Origin of the sequence: Streptomyces sp. NPDC046215 (assembly GCF_040646215.1) — a bacterium.
GTDB classification, from domain to species: domain Bacteria; phylum Actinomycetota; class Actinomycetes; order Streptomycetales; family Streptomycetaceae; genus Streptomyces; species Streptomyces stramineus.
Genome location: NZ_JBEYZW010000129.1, coordinates 1 through 15302 on the forward strand (window position 1 = coordinate 1; position 15302 = coordinate 15302).

A 15302-nucleotide genomic window follows, 5' to 3' on the forward strand; every position below is an offset into this window, starting at 1 on the left:
GACCATGGCGGTCAGCTCCTCGATCCGCATCCGCTTCGCGGCCCCACCCGCGCAGGCCCGACACCGCACCTGAACAGCCCCGCGCAGCGGACAACGCCCCGCGCAGCGGGAAACGGCGGCGAACCCGAGAATCAACCTGAGCCACAAACACCGAAGCCGAGCGCAGCGAACCCGGTACCGTCAGTGGCAAGCAGTGGCTCGTGGTCTTAGGGGATTCGGTGGGGATCGAGAGCGATCAGCTTGTCTACGACTACCTGAGCCGGGTCGGCGACCTGGCCCAGCGGCGGGCGCTCACCTCCGGTGACCGGATGCGGCTGGTGGCCCGGCTGCGGTCGGAGATCGAGCAGCGCAGGTCGTCGGAGGGGGCGGAGACACCCGCGGCCGTGCAGCGGATCCTCGCCGGCCTGGGTACCCCGGACGAGGCGGTCGCCGGTGTCGCCCCGCGCAGCGGGCACGGCACCGTGCCGGTTCAGCGGGTCGACGACACGGTCATGTCGCCGCACCTCGCCCCCGAGAGTGAGCTGAGCCCGTCGGCCGAGGTGCCGGACTGGTGGCGGGTGGAGCCGGGGCCGTTCACGCCCGGCGACGCGGTGCACGGCTTCACCGGCGGTGTCGAGATCCCCGAAATGCTGAAGCCGCCCCCGCCGCGCGACGGTCAGGCCGGGGAGCGGACGGCGGCCGTCGAGCGGACGGAGGCGGACACCGGGACGGCAGGGACGGGGGAGGAGGCCGGGACGGCGAGGGCGTCGCTGCTGCGCCGCGCGGACGGCGCCCCCGTCCCCCCGCTGCTGCTGCTCGTCGCCCTGATCCTGCTCGTCGGCGCGCTGCTCGGCAATTGGTACGTGGTCGCCGCCGGCTGGGGCCTGGCCTATCTGACGCGGACGCTGTCCCGCACCGAGTCGTGGTGGGCGGTCATGGGGCTGCCGGGGCTGGTCCTGGCCGCCGGGGCGGTCTGGCTGTGGGGCCGGACGGAAGGCCGCTGGGGGGACCCGGTGCCGGAGGGCGCGCTGGGCTCGGCCGTGGCGGACGCGCTGCCCTGGCTGGTGCGGGCCGCCGCGGTCGCCTCGGCCGGGTACGTGACCTGGCGGTCGAGGCGACCGGGCTGAGCGCCGGTCACTTCGTGAGGTCGGCCTTCAGCTCGTCCAGGATCTTGTGGGCGGCGGTGTAGCCGATGCCCTGGATCCACAGCTGGTCGTCGACCTTGAACACCTTGCCGTCCTTCACGGCCCGCATGTTCTTCCAGAGGGTGCCGCCGGTCGTGGCGGACTCCTTGGACTTCTCCGCGTCCCCGTAGGTGGACGTGAAGATCACGTCGGTGTCGGCCTTGTCGATCTGCTCGGGGCTGACGTCGTAGGAGAAGCCGTCCTTGGCCTGGTCGGCGATGGCGGGGCGGCCGACGCCCGCGTCGGCGAGGACGGTGGCGATGTAGTTCTTCCGGCCGTAGATCCGGATGTCGGCGCCCTCGACGAACCGCACCATGTTCACCTTGACCGCGGCGGCCTTGTCCTTGCCGCCCAGCGCCTCGGTGACCTGCCCCGCGTGCGCCCGGTAGGCGTCGACGGCCTTCTGCGCCTCGGCGGTCCTGCCCAGGGCCTCGGCGTGCCGGGTGAAGTTGTCCTTCCACGGGTAGCCGGTGGTCTCGGTCATCACCGTGGGGGCGATCTTCGAGAGCTCCTTGTAGCGGGCGGCGTCGCGGACCTTGTTGCCGAGGATCAGGTCGGGCTTGAGGCCGGCGATGGTCTCCAGGTTGGGGGCGCCGATCTTGCCGATGTCCTGGATGCCGTCGACCTTGTCCTTGGGCAGGTAGTTCAGGAACCCGGAGGCCACGTCGGCGCGGGTGGCGCCCACGGGCTTCACCCCGAGGGTGATCGCGGAGTCCAGTTCGGCGGTGTCCAGGACGACGACGCGCTGCGGCCGGTTCTTGACCTTCACATCGCCCATGGCGGTCTTCACGACGTGCGTGCCGCCGTCACCCGGCTTCGACTCCGTGTCCTGGGAATCGGAGGAGCCGCAGGCGGTGAGGGCGAGGGCGGCGGTCACGGCGAGGGCGCCGCCGGTGAGGAGACGCCGGGAGGAGGTGGGGGACATACGGGGGCCTTTCGGGCTCATGGGGTGGGGGGGAGGGCAGGGGCGGCGGCCCGGGGTCAGACGCCGGCCGTCTTCACCGCGCCCGGCCACGGGCGGCCGGGGACCACCAGCGGGCTGCCCGTCACCGGGTCGGGGACGACCACCGACTCCAGGCCGAAGACCTCGCGCACCAGCTCCTCGGTCACCACCTCGGCCGGCCGGCCCTGGGCGACGATGCGGCCCGCCTTCATGGCCACCAGGTGGTCGGCGTACCGCGCCGCCTGGTTCAGGTCGTGCAGCACCGCCACGACCGTGCGGCCGCGCTCGTGGTTGAGGCGGCGGCACAGGTCCAGCACCTCGACCTGGTGGGCGATGTCCAGGTACGTCGTCGGCTCGTCCAGGAGCAACAGGTCCGTCTCCTGGGCCAGGGCCATGGCGATCCAGACGCGCTGGCGCTGCCCGCCCGAGAGCTCGTCGACGGCCCGCTCGGCGAGCGCGGCCACGTCCGTGCGCTCCATCGCGTCCGTGACGGCCCGCTCGTCCTCGTCCGACCACTGCTGCCACCAGCGCTGGTGCGGCTGGCGGCCGCGCGAGACGAGGTCCGCGACGGTGATGGCCTCGGGGGCGACGGGCGTCTGCGGCAGCAGTCCCAGGGACCGGGCGATCGTGCGGGTGGGGATGCGCGCCAGCTCGGTGCCGTCCAGGAGGACGGCGCCGCTACGGGGCTTCAGCAGCCGGCCGAGCGCCCGCAGCAGCGTCGACTTCCCGCACGCGTTGGGGCCGACGACGACGGTGACCTCACCGTCCGGAATATCCACGTCGAGCCCGTCCACGACCGTGCGCTCCTCGTAGGCGAGCGTCAGATCGCGGGCGGTGAGCCTGGCGGCGGGCCTCTCGGTCACGCTGTTCCTCCGGTGCGGCCCCTGATGATGAGCCAGATGAGATACGGGGCACCGACGGCGGCGGTCAGGACGCCCACGGGCAGTTCGGTCGGCTCGAAGAGCTTGCGGGCCAGCAGGTCCGCGACGACCACGATGAGCGCGCCCATCAGCGCCGAGCACAGCAGCGGGATCTGCGCGGTGCGCGTCATCCGGCGGGCCAGCTGGGGGGCGAGCAGGGCCACGAAGTCGACGGGCCCGGCGGCACCGGTGGCGATGGAGGCCAGCACCACGCCGAGGAGGACGAGCCCGAACCGGACCCGGTTCAGCCGGATGCCCAGGGCGGTCGCCGTGTCGTCGTCCATCGACACCGTGCGCTGCGCCCGCGCCGCCCAGCACACGAACGGCGCCAGGACCAGCAGCGCCCAGGTGACCGGCGCCGCCTCGTCCCAGCCCCGCCCGTTGAGGGAGCCGGTCATCCACACCTGTGCCTGCTGGGCGACCAGGTAGTCGCCCTTGGTCATGAACAGGTGGGTGACGGAGCGCAGCGCGACCGCGAAGCCGATGCCGATGAGGACGAACCGGGTGGCGTGCAGGCCGCCGCGCCACGCGAAGAGGTAGACGAGGGCGGCCGCGAGGAGCCCGCCGATGACGGACAGGTAGGGCAGGAAGGCGTACGAGGTGACGCCGAACGTCATCGCGCCGACCGTCAGGGCACTGGCGCCCTGGCTGATGCCGATGATGTCGGGGCTGGCCAGGGGGTTGCGGGCCACGGTCTGGATCAGCGCGCCGCCGACACCGAAGGCGGCGCCCACCAGCAGGCCGACCGTCATCCGGGGCAGCCGCAGGGTGCCGACGACGAGCTCGTCGGGCGACGGCCGCCCCAGGAGGACGTCGACGACCTCGCCGGGGGCCACGAAGACCTTGCCCACGCACAGGTACAGGACGCACGCGGCGGCCAGCAGCACGGCGAGCCCGGAGGCGACGGCGGCGGCCCGCCGGTGCACGAGGAACGACCCGCGCCCGGCCCGGACGAGCGCGTACCCGGCGGGCCGCACCTGGACGGAAGAGCTCACAGGGCACCTCCTCGAACCGTGACCGGCTCCGCGCGGCGGACCTGCCGACTCACGACGCCACCCCCTTGCGCCGACGCACGAGCGCCACCAGGAACGGAACCCCGATCAGCGCCGTCATCACCCCCGAAGGGACCTCGCTCGGCGGGAAGACGACCCGCCCCGCCGTGTCGGCGAGCAGCAGGACCACCGGCCCGAGGAGCGCGGCCATCGGCAGCAGCCACCGGTGGTCGCCGCCGACGACGGCACGGGCGATGTGCGGGACGGCGAGGCCGATGAAGGCGATGGGCCCGGCGGCGGCCACACCCGCGCCGGTGAGGACGGTCGCGCCGAGGCCGCCGACGATGCGGACGGCGGCGATGTTCTGGCCGAGGCCCTTGGCGACGTCCTCGCCGAGCGCGAGGGCGTCCAGGCCGCGGGCCACGGACAGCACCATGACGGCGCCGACGAGGAGGAACGGCCAGAGCTGCCCGGCGATCTCGCTGTTGCGGCCGCTGAGCGAGCCGACCTGCCAGAAGCGGAACTGGTCCAGGACGGAGGCGTGGGTGGTGAGGACGGCGTGGATGACGGAGACCAGCAGCGCGTTGACCGCCGCTCCGGCGAGGGCGAGCTTGACGGGGGAGGCGCCGCCGCGCCCGCGCGAGGCGACGGCGTAGACGGCGACGGCCGCGACGGCCGCGCCCGCGAAGCCCCACCAGACGAATTCGCTGAGGCTCTGCACCCCGGCGAGGGTGATGGCCGCGACGATGCCGACGGCGGCGCCGTGGCTGATGCCGAGGATGCCGGGGTCGCCGATGGGATTGCGGGTCAACCCTTGCAGAACCGTTCCTGCAAGGGCGAGGGCGGCGCCCACCATCAGGCCGACCAGGGTGCGGGGCAGCCGCATGTCCCGGACGACCGCGGCCGCGTTGGAGGAGCCTCCGTGCAGGAGGGCGTCGAGGACCTGGGCGGGCGGGGTGGGGCGGGCCCCCACGGCGAGGCTGAGCAGGACCGCTACCAGCAGGGCGACGACCGCGGCCGCCGTCCAGCCGATGCGGCGCCGCACCAGAGGGGCTCTGGGGGTGCTGATCGGGGCGGGGGCTGACATCGCTTCCAGTTCATGGGTCGTACCGAGCGGGTAAGGCGACGCTCAGTGTACGGGCGGAGCCCACGGCAGAATGGGCCGCATGACCTCGCACCCGCGCCCGCACAGCTTCACGGTCGGCTTCGATCTGGACCTGACCCTGGTCGACTCCCGCCCCGGCATCCGGGCCGCGTACGAGTCGCTGGCCGCCCTCACGGGCACGTACATCGACGTCGACCTGGTCTGCAGCCGGCTGGGTCCGCCGCTGGAGCGCGAGCTGGCCAACTGGTTCCCCGCGGCCGAGGTCGCCCGGGTCGCCGAGCTCTACCGGGCGGGCTACCCCGAGCACGCGATCCGCGCCTCGCCTCCGATGCCGGGCGCCCACGCGGCGCTCGCCGCCGTGCGGGAGCTCGGCGGCCGGTCGATCGTCGTCACCGCGAAGTACGAGCGGAACGCCCGCCTCCACCTGGACCACCTCGGCCTGGCCGCCGACGTCCTCGCGGGCGACCTGTGGGCGGAGCAGAAGGGGACGGCACTGCGCGAGCACGGCGCGGGCGTCTACGTCGGGGACCACACCGGGGACGTGCGCGGCGCGCGTACGGCGGGTGCGCTCTCCGTAGCGGTGGCGACCGGGCCGTGCGACGGGGCGGAACTGCGCGCGGCCGGGGCCGATGTGGTCCTGGACGACCTCACCGCGTTCCCCGGCTGGCTGCGGGGCTACCGGGCCGCGGAGGAGGGGGCCGGCGCCGTGGCCGTGACCGAGGCGCGGGCCTGACGCCGCTGGGCGGCGATGGACTGCAGCACCCCCGCGCCCGCGATCAGGAATCCCAACCCCATCAGCATGCAGACGAAGTACGCTGCGGGCGGCAGCGGGTCGGCGCCCAGGAACAGCGGGGCGACCGTCGCCAAGGTGGCCACCGCGCCCACGAGGAAGACGATGGCGCCGATGCGTACCAGCAGATCCCCGTCCCGGGGCGTTTCGTTACTCACCTGACCAGGGTAGTTCCCTAGGCGTCGGCGTGAAGGCCCCATCGCCGCACGGACGAGGACGTCTTGTCACCGGGCCCAGGACCATTAGCCTTGGGGGGAGCGGGTCTTGCGACCCGCTGTAGTGCTATCAAGACCCGTTTTTCCGTTGATTACAGACGTTTTCCGTTATTCCGACGAGACACGAGGACGAGGACAGACGTGCCTACCGGCAAGGTCAAGTGGTTCAACAGTGAGAAGGGCTTCGGCTTTCTCTCCCGTGACGACGGCGGCGACGTCTTCGTGCACTCCTCGGTGCTCCCGGACGGGGTCGACGCCCTCAAGCCCGGACAGCGTGTGGAGTTCGGCGTCGTGGCCGGCCAGCGTGGCGACCAGGCGCTCACCGTGACACTCCTCGAACCCGCCCCGTCGGTCGCGGCGGCGCAGCGCCGCAAGCCCGATGAGCTGGCGTCGATCGTCCAGGACCTCACGACTCTCCTGGAGAACGTCACCCAGCAGCTGGAGCGCGGCCGCTACCCCGACAAGGCCCACGGCTCCAAGATCGCCGACATGCTCCGCGCGGTGGCCGACCAGCTCGACGTCTGACGCCACCGCCCGGCGGCGGGCCCGGCCGGTGACGCTCCCCGGCCCGGGCCCCGCTGCGCTCTCAGACGAACGCGCTCAGACGACCACTCCCAGGCGATTGCTCTCAGACGAACGCCAGCGCGTCCGGGCCGAGGGGCGGCACCAGCCCCTCGGCCGCGGCGCGGGTGAGCAGGCCGCGCACCGCGGCGTAGCCGGCCTCGCCCAGGTCGGCCGTGAACTCATTGACGTACAGCCCGATGTGCTGGTCGGCGACGGCCGGGTCCATCTCCTGCGCGTGCTCCAGCACGTACGGCCGGGAGGCTTCCGGGTCGTCCCACGCCATGCGGACGGACGCCCGGGCGGCGTCCGCCAGCTCCCGCAGCCGGGCCGCGCCCAGCGAGCGCTTGGCGATGATCGCGCCCAGCGGGATGGGCAGCCGGGTCGTGGCCTCCCAGTGCTGCCCCATGTCGGCCAGGCAGGCCAGGCCGTAGTCCCGGTACGTGAAGCGCGCCTCGTGGATGACCAGGCCGGCGTCCACCTTGCCGTCCCGCACGGCCGGCATGATCTCGTGGAACGGCAGCACGACGACCTCGCCGACGCCGCCCGGCACCTCGGCGGCGGCCCACAGCCGGAAGAGCAGGTACGCCGTCGAGCGCTCGCTCGGCACGGCGACCGTCTTCCCGGCCAGCGAGGCGGCCTCGCCCGGCTCCCGGGTGAGCACCAGCGGCCCGCAGCCCCGGCCCAGGGCGCCGCCGCACGGCAGCAGCGCGTACTCCTCCAGCACCCATGGCAGCACCGCGTACGACACCTTGAGCACGTCGAACTCACCGCGCTCGGCCATGCCGTTGGTGATGTCGATGTCGGCGAAGGTCACGTCGAGGGCGGGGGCCCCGGGGACGCGGCCGTGCGCCCACGCCTCGAAGACGAACGTGTCGTTCGGGCAGGGCGAGTAGGCGATCTTGAGCGGCTCGCTCATGGGGTGACCTCGGATCTCTCGGCTGAGTACGCGGCGAGCGCGGGGGAGAGCTGCCGGAAGGCGGCCGCGAGCGCGCCCAGCGCCTCGCCGATCCGCCAGGCGGCGCGGTCGCGCGGCCCCACGGGGTTGGACACGGCGCGGAGCTCCAGCACGGGCACCCCGTGCGCGGCGGCCGCCTCGGCCACCCCGAAGCCCTCCATGGCCTCGGCCAGCGCCCCCGGGTGCCGCGCGGCGAGCTCCGCGGCCCGGGCGGCGGAGCCCGTCACCGTCGAGACCGTCAGCACGGTGCCGGGCCGGGCACCGGTCGCCCCGGCCACGGCGGCCACGAGGGCGGCCGGCGGGCGGTGCTCGACGGTTCCGAAGCCCAGGTCCGTGACCGGCAGGAAGCCCTCGGGGGTCTCGGCCCCCAGATCGGCGGCCACGATCGCGTCGGACACCACCAGGGAGCCCACCGGTGCGCCGGGCACGGTCGGGGAGCCGGTCAGGCCGCCGCCGATGCCGGCGGAGACCACCAGGTCGTAGGGGCTGCCGGAGAGCGCGGCGGCCGTCAGCGCGGTCGCCGTCCCCGCGGCGGCGGCAGCGGGGCCGACCCCGGCCGCCAGCGCGTCGAGGACCACCGGAGGCGCCCCGGGTCCGGCCGGTGCGCGCCGGTGCAGCGCGAAGCCCGGCACGGCGGTCTCCAGCGGTGCCGCCGGGCCGGAGGTGACGGCGTCACGCTCCGCGGCCACGGCGGTGACGACGAGAACGCGCATCGGCCGGCCCCCTGCGGTGGTGGAAGGACGGACCGTCAGGACTTGCGCTCGACGTCGAAGTTCCACACGCCCAGCGCCTTGCCGGAGGAGACCTCGACAATGCTGATCTTGGTCTTGTCCGCGGCCGGCGCGCCCTGGCCGCCCGAGAAGAAGGCGCTGGCCGGGATGGTCCGGTACGTCTTGGTGTTGGGCTCCTCGGGCACCGGACGTCCGTTGACGAAGAGCGACCAGCCCTTGTCCGCGATCTCCGGCTCCACACCGAAGCGGATCTTGTCGTCCATGTCGGCCTTGATGGTCTTCGAGTCGCCCTCCAGGCACTTGGCGACCTCGGCGGGCTTCATCCCGTCACCGTCCTCGAAGCAGGCGGCCTCGGACGTCACCGTGGACGTCCCGACGGTCACCGTGGCCATCGGTGTCGGCTTGTCGCAGGCGGAAAGGACGATGAGCCCGAAGGACACGGCCCCGACGGCGGCAGCGGCACGGCGGCGCTTGCCCCGGAAAAACGCAGCGGTCATACGGGCAGGCTATAGGGCCCCTCCCGTCACGCCACGCGCGGGTGCGGCGAGCCGCGCCGGGCCGCGTTCAGCAGCCCCCGTACGGCAGTGGCCACACCGAGGGTGAGGACCCCCGCCGCGACCGACATGCCCAGTACTCCGTTGAGGGGCAACAGGATCCCGATCGCGCCGCCGACCACCCAGGACATCTGCAGCAGCGTCTCGGACCGGGCGAACGCGGACGTCCGCACCTCCTCCGGCACGTCGCGCTGGATCAGCGAGTCCAGCGACTGCTTGCCCAGCGCCTGCGAGATGCCCGCCACGGCCGCCACCATGACCACGAGGAACGCGCTGAAGAGCACCGCCGCCGACACCGCCGTGCCCAGCGACACCGTCAGCACCAGCGCGATGGTCTTCTCCGGCCCGCGCGAGCGCAGCAGCGCCCCGATCGCCGTGCCCAGGGCGTTGCCCGCCCCCGCCGCGACCGCGACGACACCCAGCGAGAACGCCGGGCTCAGCCCCCCGATCGGATGCACGCGCAGCATGAACGCCAGGAAGAAGGTGAGGAACCCGGACAGCATGCGCATGGCGCTGTTCGCCTGGAGGGCGTGCAGCACCGAGCTGCCCACCGTGCGCAGCCCCGGCCGGGGGCGCCGCGCGGCGCGCTTGCCGTTCTTGTACGCGTTCTTCCGGGCCGGCAGGTGGTGCCGGTGCTCGCCCGACACCAGCCGGGCCCGCGCCTCGCCCTTGGCCGAGTCGACCTTGTGCGGCAGTGAGAAGGACAGCACCGTGCCCAGGGCGAACACGGCGAATGCCCCGTACAGCGGATATTCCGGCCCGATGTGGTGCAACCCCGCCCCCAGCGGGGCCGCCAGACCCGTGGCCAGGAGCCCACCGAGCGTCACCCGGGAGTTCGCCTTCACCAAAGAGATGCGCGGTGGCAGCAGACGGGGCACGACCGCCGAACGCACCACCCCGTACGCCTTCGACGCCACCAGTACGCCGAGCGCCGCCGGATACAGCTCCAGCCCGCCCGTCGCCACCGCCCCCGACATCGTCAGCGCCAGCAGCGCCCGCGTCAGCATCGAGCCCGCCATCGCCGCCCGGCGGCCGTGCGGGATCCGGTCCAGCAGCGGCCCGATCACCGGGGCCAGGAGCGCGAAGGGCGCCATGGTGACCGCCAGATACAGCGCCACCCGGCCCCGCGCCTGGTCCGTCGGCACCGAGAAGAACACCGTGGACGCCAGCGCCACGGTGATCATCATGTCGCCCGCGGAATTCACCGCGTGCAGCTCGATCAGCTTGCCCAGCCCCGACTCGCCCGCGCCGTGCGCGTGCGTGGCCCTGCGGACACCCCGGCCCGCCCAGGAGAAAGGGGCGCGCAGCAGCCGGCCGGCGCCCCGGGCCGTACGGCGGAGCGGACCGCCTTCGGCTGACCGGATGGCACTCACCTCGCCATACTGCCCCAACCCGCGCCGCGCATGGCACGTTCGGCACATCCCCGGGGCGCGCACGTCACGCGGTGGGAGGGCTCGCCGAAGCCCGGGTATCCCCCGGGTGTCCTCGCGGGGTAGCGTGCGTAGCGCGCCACCGGCGGTTGTTCTTGGCCGCGCTCCGAGTCTCGATCCCGCAGAATAGGGAGTGACTAGGTGCGCCCGAGGCCGTTCGGGCGCGGACGTCGACGCGGTCCTCCGGTCCGCTCCGTCCGCCGACCCGGCCGTTCGGCAGGCGCACTCGTGAGACGGCGTGGAAGAGAGAATCGATTCTTGTGAGTGCTGCGATGCGAAGCCGTACCCCGGACCGCCTGTGCGCCGAGGCGGTCGAACCGGCCCGTGCGGCGGCCGAGGAGGCCGCGCTGCCGGGCACGGTCGGCGACCACGTGGAGGCCGCCGCCGACGGGGACCGCGTCGTCACCCACTACTTCGCCTGCCTGGACCCCGCCTACCGCGGCTGGCGCTGGGCGGTGACCGTCGCCCGCGCCTCCCGCGCCAAGGCCGTCACCCTGGACGAGACCGTCCTGCTGCCCGGGCCCGACGCCCTCCTGGCACCCGAGTGGGTGCCCTGGAGCGAGCGGCTGCGCCCCGGCGACATGGGCCCCGGCGACCTGCTGCCCACCGAGGCCGACGACCTGCGCCTGGAGCCCGGCTGGACCGGTGAGGACGCCCCGCCGCCGAACTCGGCCGTCGCCGAGGAGATGGACCGGCTCGCCGAGCTGGAGGACGCCGACGTCACCGTCGGCTCCCCCGCCGCCCAGGCCGTGCCGCCCGCCCGCGGCTCCATCGCCGCCGTCGCCGAAGAGCTCGGCATGCGCCGTGCCCGGGTCCTCTCCCGCTACGGCCTCTACTCCGCCGCCGACCGCTGGGACGAGGTGCACGGCGCCAAGACCCCGATGGCCCAGGCGGCCCCCGCCTCCTGTGTGAGCTGCGGCTTCCTCGTCCGCATCGGCGGCTCGCTCGGTCAGGCGTTCGGCATCTGCGCCAATGAGTTCGGCCCGGCCGACGGCCAGGTCGTCTCCCTCGCCTACGGCTGCGGCGGCCACTCCGAAGCGGCGGTCATGCCGAAGCCGCCGCGCCCTTCGGCGCCGGTCATCGACGAGACCCTGGTCGACCCGATGCCGCTGCGGGCGACGGGGCGGGGATCGGTGGACGATACGGCTCCGCCGGAGGATCTGGGGCATTCCTAGGCGTTTTCGCCTCCGGCGGGGGCGGGTGTTCTGTGGTGCGAGGGCCCACCCCCTCCTGCCGTTTGCCGCCGACGGCGGGTGAGTCCCGCGGGTGAGGGTGCCTGTTCGGGTGCGGTGCCGGGCGGGCGGGGTGGGGGAGGACCCGCCGCGGTAGCGGCGGGCACCGCGGGCGGCGGTTCGCCGCCGATGGCGGGTGAGCCCCGCTGGTGACGGTGCCGATCGGGCGCGAGTGCCGGGCGGGCGGGGTGGGGGAGGACCCGCCGCGATAGCGGCGGGCAGCCGCGCACGGCGGAGCGGTACGTTCACCGCAGACGCGAAGCCACAGCGGCCAGCGACAGCGCAGGGAGACGACACGTGAGCGGCACGGCAATGGTGCGAGGCACAGTCGAGGGTGCGGACCCCTTCGGGACCGCACGGCTGCGCCGCGGCGTGCTGGACGCCTGGGCGGCGAGCCCCGCCCGGTTCCGGGAGGACGCCAACGCCGAGGAGGACCTCGCGCTGGGCGGCTACCGCGACCGCCTCGTCGTGGAGCTCGCCCAGAACGCCGCCGACGCCGCTGCCCGCGCCGGCGTCCCCGGCCGGCTCCGCCTGACCCTGCACCCCGCGCGTCCCGGCGAGCCCGCCGTGCTGGCCGCCGCCAACACCGGCGACCCCCTCGACGCCGCGGGCGTCGAATCCCTGTCCACCCTGCGGGCCTCAGCCAAGCGCGAGAGCGGCGAGGCCGTCGGCCGGTTCGGGGTCGGGTTCTCCGCCGTGCTGGCCGTCAGCGACGAGCCGGCCCTCGTCGGCCGCACCGGCGGCGTCCGCTGGTCGCTGGCCGAAGCGGGCGCCCTCGCGGCGGACGCCGCGGCCGGCGCCCCCGCGCTGGCCGAGGAGATCCGCCGCCGCGCCGGCCACGTGCCGCTGCTGCGCCTCCCGCTGCCCGCCGAGGGCACCGCGCCCGACGGCTACGACACCGTCGTCGTCCTCCCGCTGCGCGACGGCGCCGCCGAGGACCTGACCCGGCGTCTGCTGGCCGGGATCGACGACGCGTTGCTCCTGGCCCTGCCCGGCCTGGCCGAGGTCGTCGTGGAGGCGGGCGACGGTGTGCGGACGCTGACGCGGCGCCAGGAAGGCCCGTACGTCCTCATCGACGACACCGCGCGCCCCGCCACGGCCCGCTGGCGCGTCGAGCGCACGGGCGGACCGCTGGACGCCGAGCTGCTCGCCGACCGGCCCGTCGAGGAGCGGCTGCGCCCCCACTGGTCGGTGACCTGGGCGGTCCCGGTGGGCGCCGACGGCGCCCCCGAGCGGCCCCGGACCGCCCCCGTGCTGCACGCCCCCACGCCCACGGACGAGCCCCTGGGCCTCCCCGCGCTCCTCATCGCCACCTTCCCCCTGGAGCCGACCCGCCGGCACACCGCCCCCGGCCCGCTCACGAACTTCCTCACCGAGCGGGCGGCCGAGTCCTACGCCGAGCTGCTGCGCGACTGGCACCCCGTCTCGACCGGCACCCTCGGCCTCGTCCCGTCCCCCCTGGCCCAGAGCCCCCTGGACGCGGAGGTGCGCCGCCTCGTCCTCGACCGGCTGCCCAGGGTCCCCTTCCTGCCGGGCGCGGCCATGGACAACGGCACCCTGGAGACCCCCGGCGGCATCGAGGGCATCCCCTGGACCGAGGGGCCGGACGCCGCCACGGGCCGCGCGGCGCGCCCCGCGGCCGGCGAGTCCGCCGACGTCTGGGACGACGCCCTCACGGACACCTCCCCGGGCACGTACGCCCTGCGGCCCCTCGACGCCGAGGTCGTCGAGGGCGCGGGCGCGGAGACCGCCCGCGTGCTCGGCGAGCTGTTCCCCAGCCTGCTGCCCGCCGGCCTGGAGCGCCGCCCCGAGCTGCGGGCCCTCGGCGTCGCCCGGGTGTCGCTCGGCGAGGTCGTCGACCGCCTCGCGGGCGTCGAGCGCGACGCCGCCTGGTGGTGGCGGCTCTACGACAGCCTCGCCGGCGTCGACCCGGACCGCCTCAGCGGCCTGCCCGTCCCCCTGGCGGACGGCCGGACGGCCGTCGGGCCGCGCCAGGTGCTGCTCCCGCCCCCGGACGGCGGGGACCCGGAGCGCACCGCGCGGCTCTCCCGGCTCGGCCTGAAGGTCGCCCACCCCGAGGCCGCCCACCCGCTGCTGGAGAAGCTCGGCGCCACCCCGGCCTCGCCCCGCGCGATCCTGACGACACCTCAGGTCCGGGCGGCCGTCGCGAACTCCCTCGACGAGGGGGACATCTGGGACGAGGACGCCCTCGGCGCGGACGCCCTGGCCGAAACCGTCCTGGAACTCGTCCGCGATGCGAACCTGGCCCCAGGCGATGAACCCTGGCTCGGCGCCCTCGCCCTCCTCGACGAGGACGGCGAGCTCGCCCCCGCCGGGGAGCTCGTCCTGCCCGGCAGCGCCTTCGAGCGCGTCATCCGCCCCGGCGAACTCGCCGCGTGCGACGCCGCCCTCGCCGAGCAGTGGGGCGAGCAGCCGCTCACCGCCGTGGGCGTCCTGGCCACCTTCGCGCTCGTCCGGGCCACCGACGTCGTCCTGGACCCCGACGAACTCGAACCCCGCGACGGCGACTTCGCCGAGCCGGACGACGTGGGCCTGCTGGACGCCGTCGACGTCTGGTGCGAGGACGTCCTCGACACCCTGCCCGACACGCCCGTGCCGCCCGTGGCCACCGAGATCGTGGCCGTCCGCGACCTGGACCTCGTCGACGACGACGCCTGGCCGCAGGCCCTCGCCCTGCTCGCGCAGCCGCCCCTGCGGGACGCCCTGACCGCCCCGGTCCGGGTGCTGCTGCCGGACGGCACGACGGAGTCGGTGCGCCCGTACACCGCGTGGTGGCTGCGCGGCCACCCCGTCCTCGACGGCCGCCGCCCCGCCGGGCTGCGCGCCGCGGGCGGCGACCCGCTGCTGGCCGGCCTGTACGAGGCGGCCGACGTGGCCGGTCTCGTCGACGACCAGGTGCTGCGGGCCCTGGGCGTCCGCACCTCCGTCGCCGCCCTGCTCGATGAGCCGGGCGGCGCCGCCGAGCTGCTGGCGCGCCTGGCCGACGCGGAGCGCCCGGTGGGCGCGGCCCAGCTGCACGCGCTCTACGGGGCCCTGTCCGGCCTCGACCCCGACGAGGTGACCCTGCCGGACGACCTGCGGGCCGTCGTGGACGGCGAGGTGACGGTCGTGGACGCGAGCGAAGCGCTGGTCGCCGACGCCCCTGATTTGCTGCCCCTGACGGCCGGGCACCCGCTGCTGCCGGTGGCGCCCGCCCGCTCGGCCGACCTGGCAGAGCTGCTGCAGGTCCGGAAGGTCAGCGAGGTCTTCCCGGTGGTCGTCCCGGCGGGCGACGGCGCTCTCCGCCAGGTCCCGGCCGCGGTCCGCGAACTGCTGCCGGGGGCCCCGGCGACGTACGTCGAGCACGAGGAGCTCGTGGTCGGCGGCACGGAGCTCGACTGGCGCCACGGCCCGGACGGCGTGCTGCACGCGACGACGCTGGAGGGCGTGGCGGCGGGCCTGGCGTGGGCGGCGGGCGCGTGGGCGCGCCGCTTCGAGGCGGCGGCGCTCCTGGAGGACCCTGCGAGGTCGTCGGAGCTGGCGGAAGCGCGCTGGTTCGACTAGTCCTTGCCGGTCCGCTGCGCGGGGCGTTGCCGGGTTTCTCGCCGTTGCCCCTGCGGGGGGCCGCTCCGCTGCGCGGGGCTGTCAATGTGCGGGGGTGGGTCTCCGCGGGCCTGTTGTCGGGGCTGCTTCGCTTTACGCCCCGAC

General features: G+C 74.8%; 14 protein-coding genes. 5 read left to right on the plus strand and 9 right to left on the minus strand.

What is annotated here, in order from left to right:
* Positions 1–200 precede the first annotated feature (200 nt).
* On the plus strand, positions 201–1106 hold the full coding sequence (locus tag ABZ951_RS31970; protein ID WP_361281496.1) for a hypothetical protein: 906 nt from the start codon (positions 201–203) through the stop codon (positions 1104–1106).
* 7 nt (positions 1107–1113) lie between these two features.
* Here the strand turns inward: ABZ951_RS31970 and ABZ951_RS31975 are convergent, their stop codons facing one another.
* The 4 genes from ABZ951_RS31975 to ABZ951_RS31990 are packed head-to-tail and all read right to left on the minus strand — an operon-like array spanning position 1114 to position 5105.
* Positions 1114–2088 (minus strand): iron-siderophore ABC transporter substrate-binding protein, encoded by a 975-nt coding sequence (locus ABZ951_RS31975; protein WP_344086403.1) that lies wholly within the window; start codon positions 2086–2088, stop codon positions 1114–1116.
* Between the two features lie 56 nt (positions 2089–2144).
* Positions 2145–2969, minus strand: a complete 825-nt coding sequence (locus tag ABZ951_RS31980) for an ABC transporter ATP-binding protein (RefSeq protein ID WP_344086400.1) — start codon at positions 2967–2969, stop codon at positions 2145–2147.
* Positions 2966–4021, minus strand: coding sequence for an iron chelate uptake ABC transporter family permease subunit (locus tag ABZ951_RS31985; protein WP_344086397.1), 1056 nt, complete (start codon positions 4019–4021; stop codon positions 2966–2968). The genes ABZ951_RS31980 and ABZ951_RS31985 overlap by 4 nt, the downstream gene beginning before the upstream one ends.
* A gap of 49 nt (positions 4022–4070) precedes the next feature.
* Complete coding sequence (locus tag ABZ951_RS31990; RefSeq protein ID WP_344086394.1) at positions 4071–5105, minus strand: iron ABC transporter permease; 1035 nt, start codon at positions 5103–5105, stop codon at positions 4071–4073.
* Positions 5106–5184: 79 nt separating this feature from the next.
* On the opposite strand from ABZ951_RS31990, the gene ABZ951_RS31995 reads away from it, so the two are divergent.
* Entirely contained in the window at positions 5185–5856 is a 672-nt protein-coding gene (locus ABZ951_RS31995; protein WP_344086392.1) for an HAD family hydrolase, read from the plus strand.
* Here the strand turns inward: ABZ951_RS31995 and ABZ951_RS32000 are convergent.
* Positions 5799–6071, minus strand: a complete 273-nt coding sequence (locus tag ABZ951_RS32000; protein ID WP_344086389.1) for a hypothetical protein — start codon at positions 6069–6071, stop codon at positions 5799–5801. The genes ABZ951_RS31995 and ABZ951_RS32000 overlap by 58 nt on opposite strands.
* A gap of 198 nt (positions 6072–6269) precedes the next feature.
* Here ABZ951_RS32000 and ABZ951_RS32005 point away from each other — a divergent pair, with 198 nt between their 5' ends.
* A complete protein-coding gene (locus ABZ951_RS32005) occupies positions 6270–6653 on the plus strand; it encodes a cold-shock protein (RefSeq protein WP_344086386.1) in 384 nt (127 codons plus the stop codon).
* Between the two features lie 103 nt (positions 6654–6756).
* Here ABZ951_RS32005 and ABZ951_RS32010 read toward each other — a convergent pair whose 3' ends face one another.
* Genes ABZ951_RS32010 through ABZ951_RS32025 form a run of 4 tightly spaced genes read right to left on the minus strand, consistent with a single transcriptional unit; the run spans position 6757 to position 10305 of the window.
* A complete protein-coding gene (locus tag ABZ951_RS32010; RefSeq protein ID WP_344086383.1) occupies positions 6757–7608 on the minus strand; it encodes a 1,4-dihydroxy-6-naphthoate synthase in 852 nt (283 codons plus the stop codon).
* Entirely contained in the window at positions 7605–8360 is a 756-nt protein-coding gene (locus ABZ951_RS32015) for a futalosine hydrolase (RefSeq protein ID WP_344086380.1), read from the minus strand. The genes ABZ951_RS32010 and ABZ951_RS32015 overlap by 4 nt, the downstream gene beginning before the upstream one ends.
* 35 nt (positions 8361–8395) lie before the next feature.
* Positions 8396–8875, minus strand: a complete 480-nt coding sequence (locus ABZ951_RS32020) for a DUF2771 domain-containing protein (RefSeq protein WP_344086377.1) — start codon at positions 8873–8875, stop codon at positions 8396–8398.
* A gap of 26 nt (positions 8876–8901) precedes the next feature.
* Positions 8902–10305 (minus strand): MFS transporter, encoded by a 1404-nt coding sequence (locus tag ABZ951_RS32025; RefSeq protein ID WP_344086374.1) that lies wholly within the window; start codon positions 10303–10305, stop codon positions 8902–8904.
* 329 nt (positions 10306–10634) lie between these two features.
* Here ABZ951_RS32025 and ABZ951_RS32030 point away from each other — a divergent pair, with 329 nt between their 5' ends.
* Together ABZ951_RS32030 and ABZ951_RS32035 are read left to right on the plus strand one after the other, a co-directional pair.
* Complete coding sequence (locus ABZ951_RS32030) at positions 10635–11537, plus strand: DUF3027 domain-containing protein (protein ID WP_344086371.1); 903 nt, start codon at positions 10635–10637, stop codon at positions 11535–11537.
* A gap of 369 nt (positions 11538–11906) precedes the next feature.
* Positions 11907–15158, plus strand: a complete 3252-nt coding sequence (locus tag ABZ951_RS32035) for a molecular chaperone Hsp90 (protein ID WP_344086436.1) — start codon at positions 11907–11909, stop codon at positions 15156–15158.
* Positions 15159–15302 lie beyond the last annotated feature (144 nt).

Bases quoted from the DNA above. Each gene is read 5' to 3' on its own strand.
- ABZ951_RS31975 (WP_344086403.1), bottom strand. From the start codon at position 2,088: ATGTCCCCCACCTCCTCCCGGCGTCTCCTCACCGGCGGCGCCCTCGCC.
- ABZ951_RS31990 (WP_344086394.1), bottom strand. From the start codon at position 5,105: ATGTCAGCCCCCGCCCCGATCAGCACCCCCAGAGCCCCTCTGGTGCGG.
- ABZ951_RS31995 (WP_344086392.1), top strand. From the start codon at position 5,185: ATGACCTCGCACCCGCGCCCGCACAGCTTCACGGTCGGCTTCGATCTG.
- ABZ951_RS32010 (WP_344086383.1), bottom strand. From the start codon at position 7,608: ATGAGCGAGCCGCTCAAGATCGCCTACTCGCCCTGCCCGAACGACACG.
- ABZ951_RS32015 (WP_344086380.1), bottom strand. From the start codon at position 8,360: ATGCGCGTTCTCGTCGTCACCGCCGTGGCCGCGGAGCGTGACGCCGTC.
- ABZ951_RS32020 (WP_344086377.1), bottom strand. From the start codon at position 8,875: ATGACCGCTGCGTTTTTCCGGGGCAAGCGCCGCCGTGCCGCTGCCGCC.
- ABZ951_RS32030 (WP_344086371.1), top strand. From the start codon at position 10,635: ATGCGAAGCCGTACCCCGGACCGCCTGTGCGCCGAGGCGGTCGAACCG.
- ABZ951_RS32035 (WP_344086436.1), top strand. From the start codon at position 11,907: ATGGTGCGAGGCACAGTCGAGGGTGCGGACCCCTTCGGGACCGCACGG.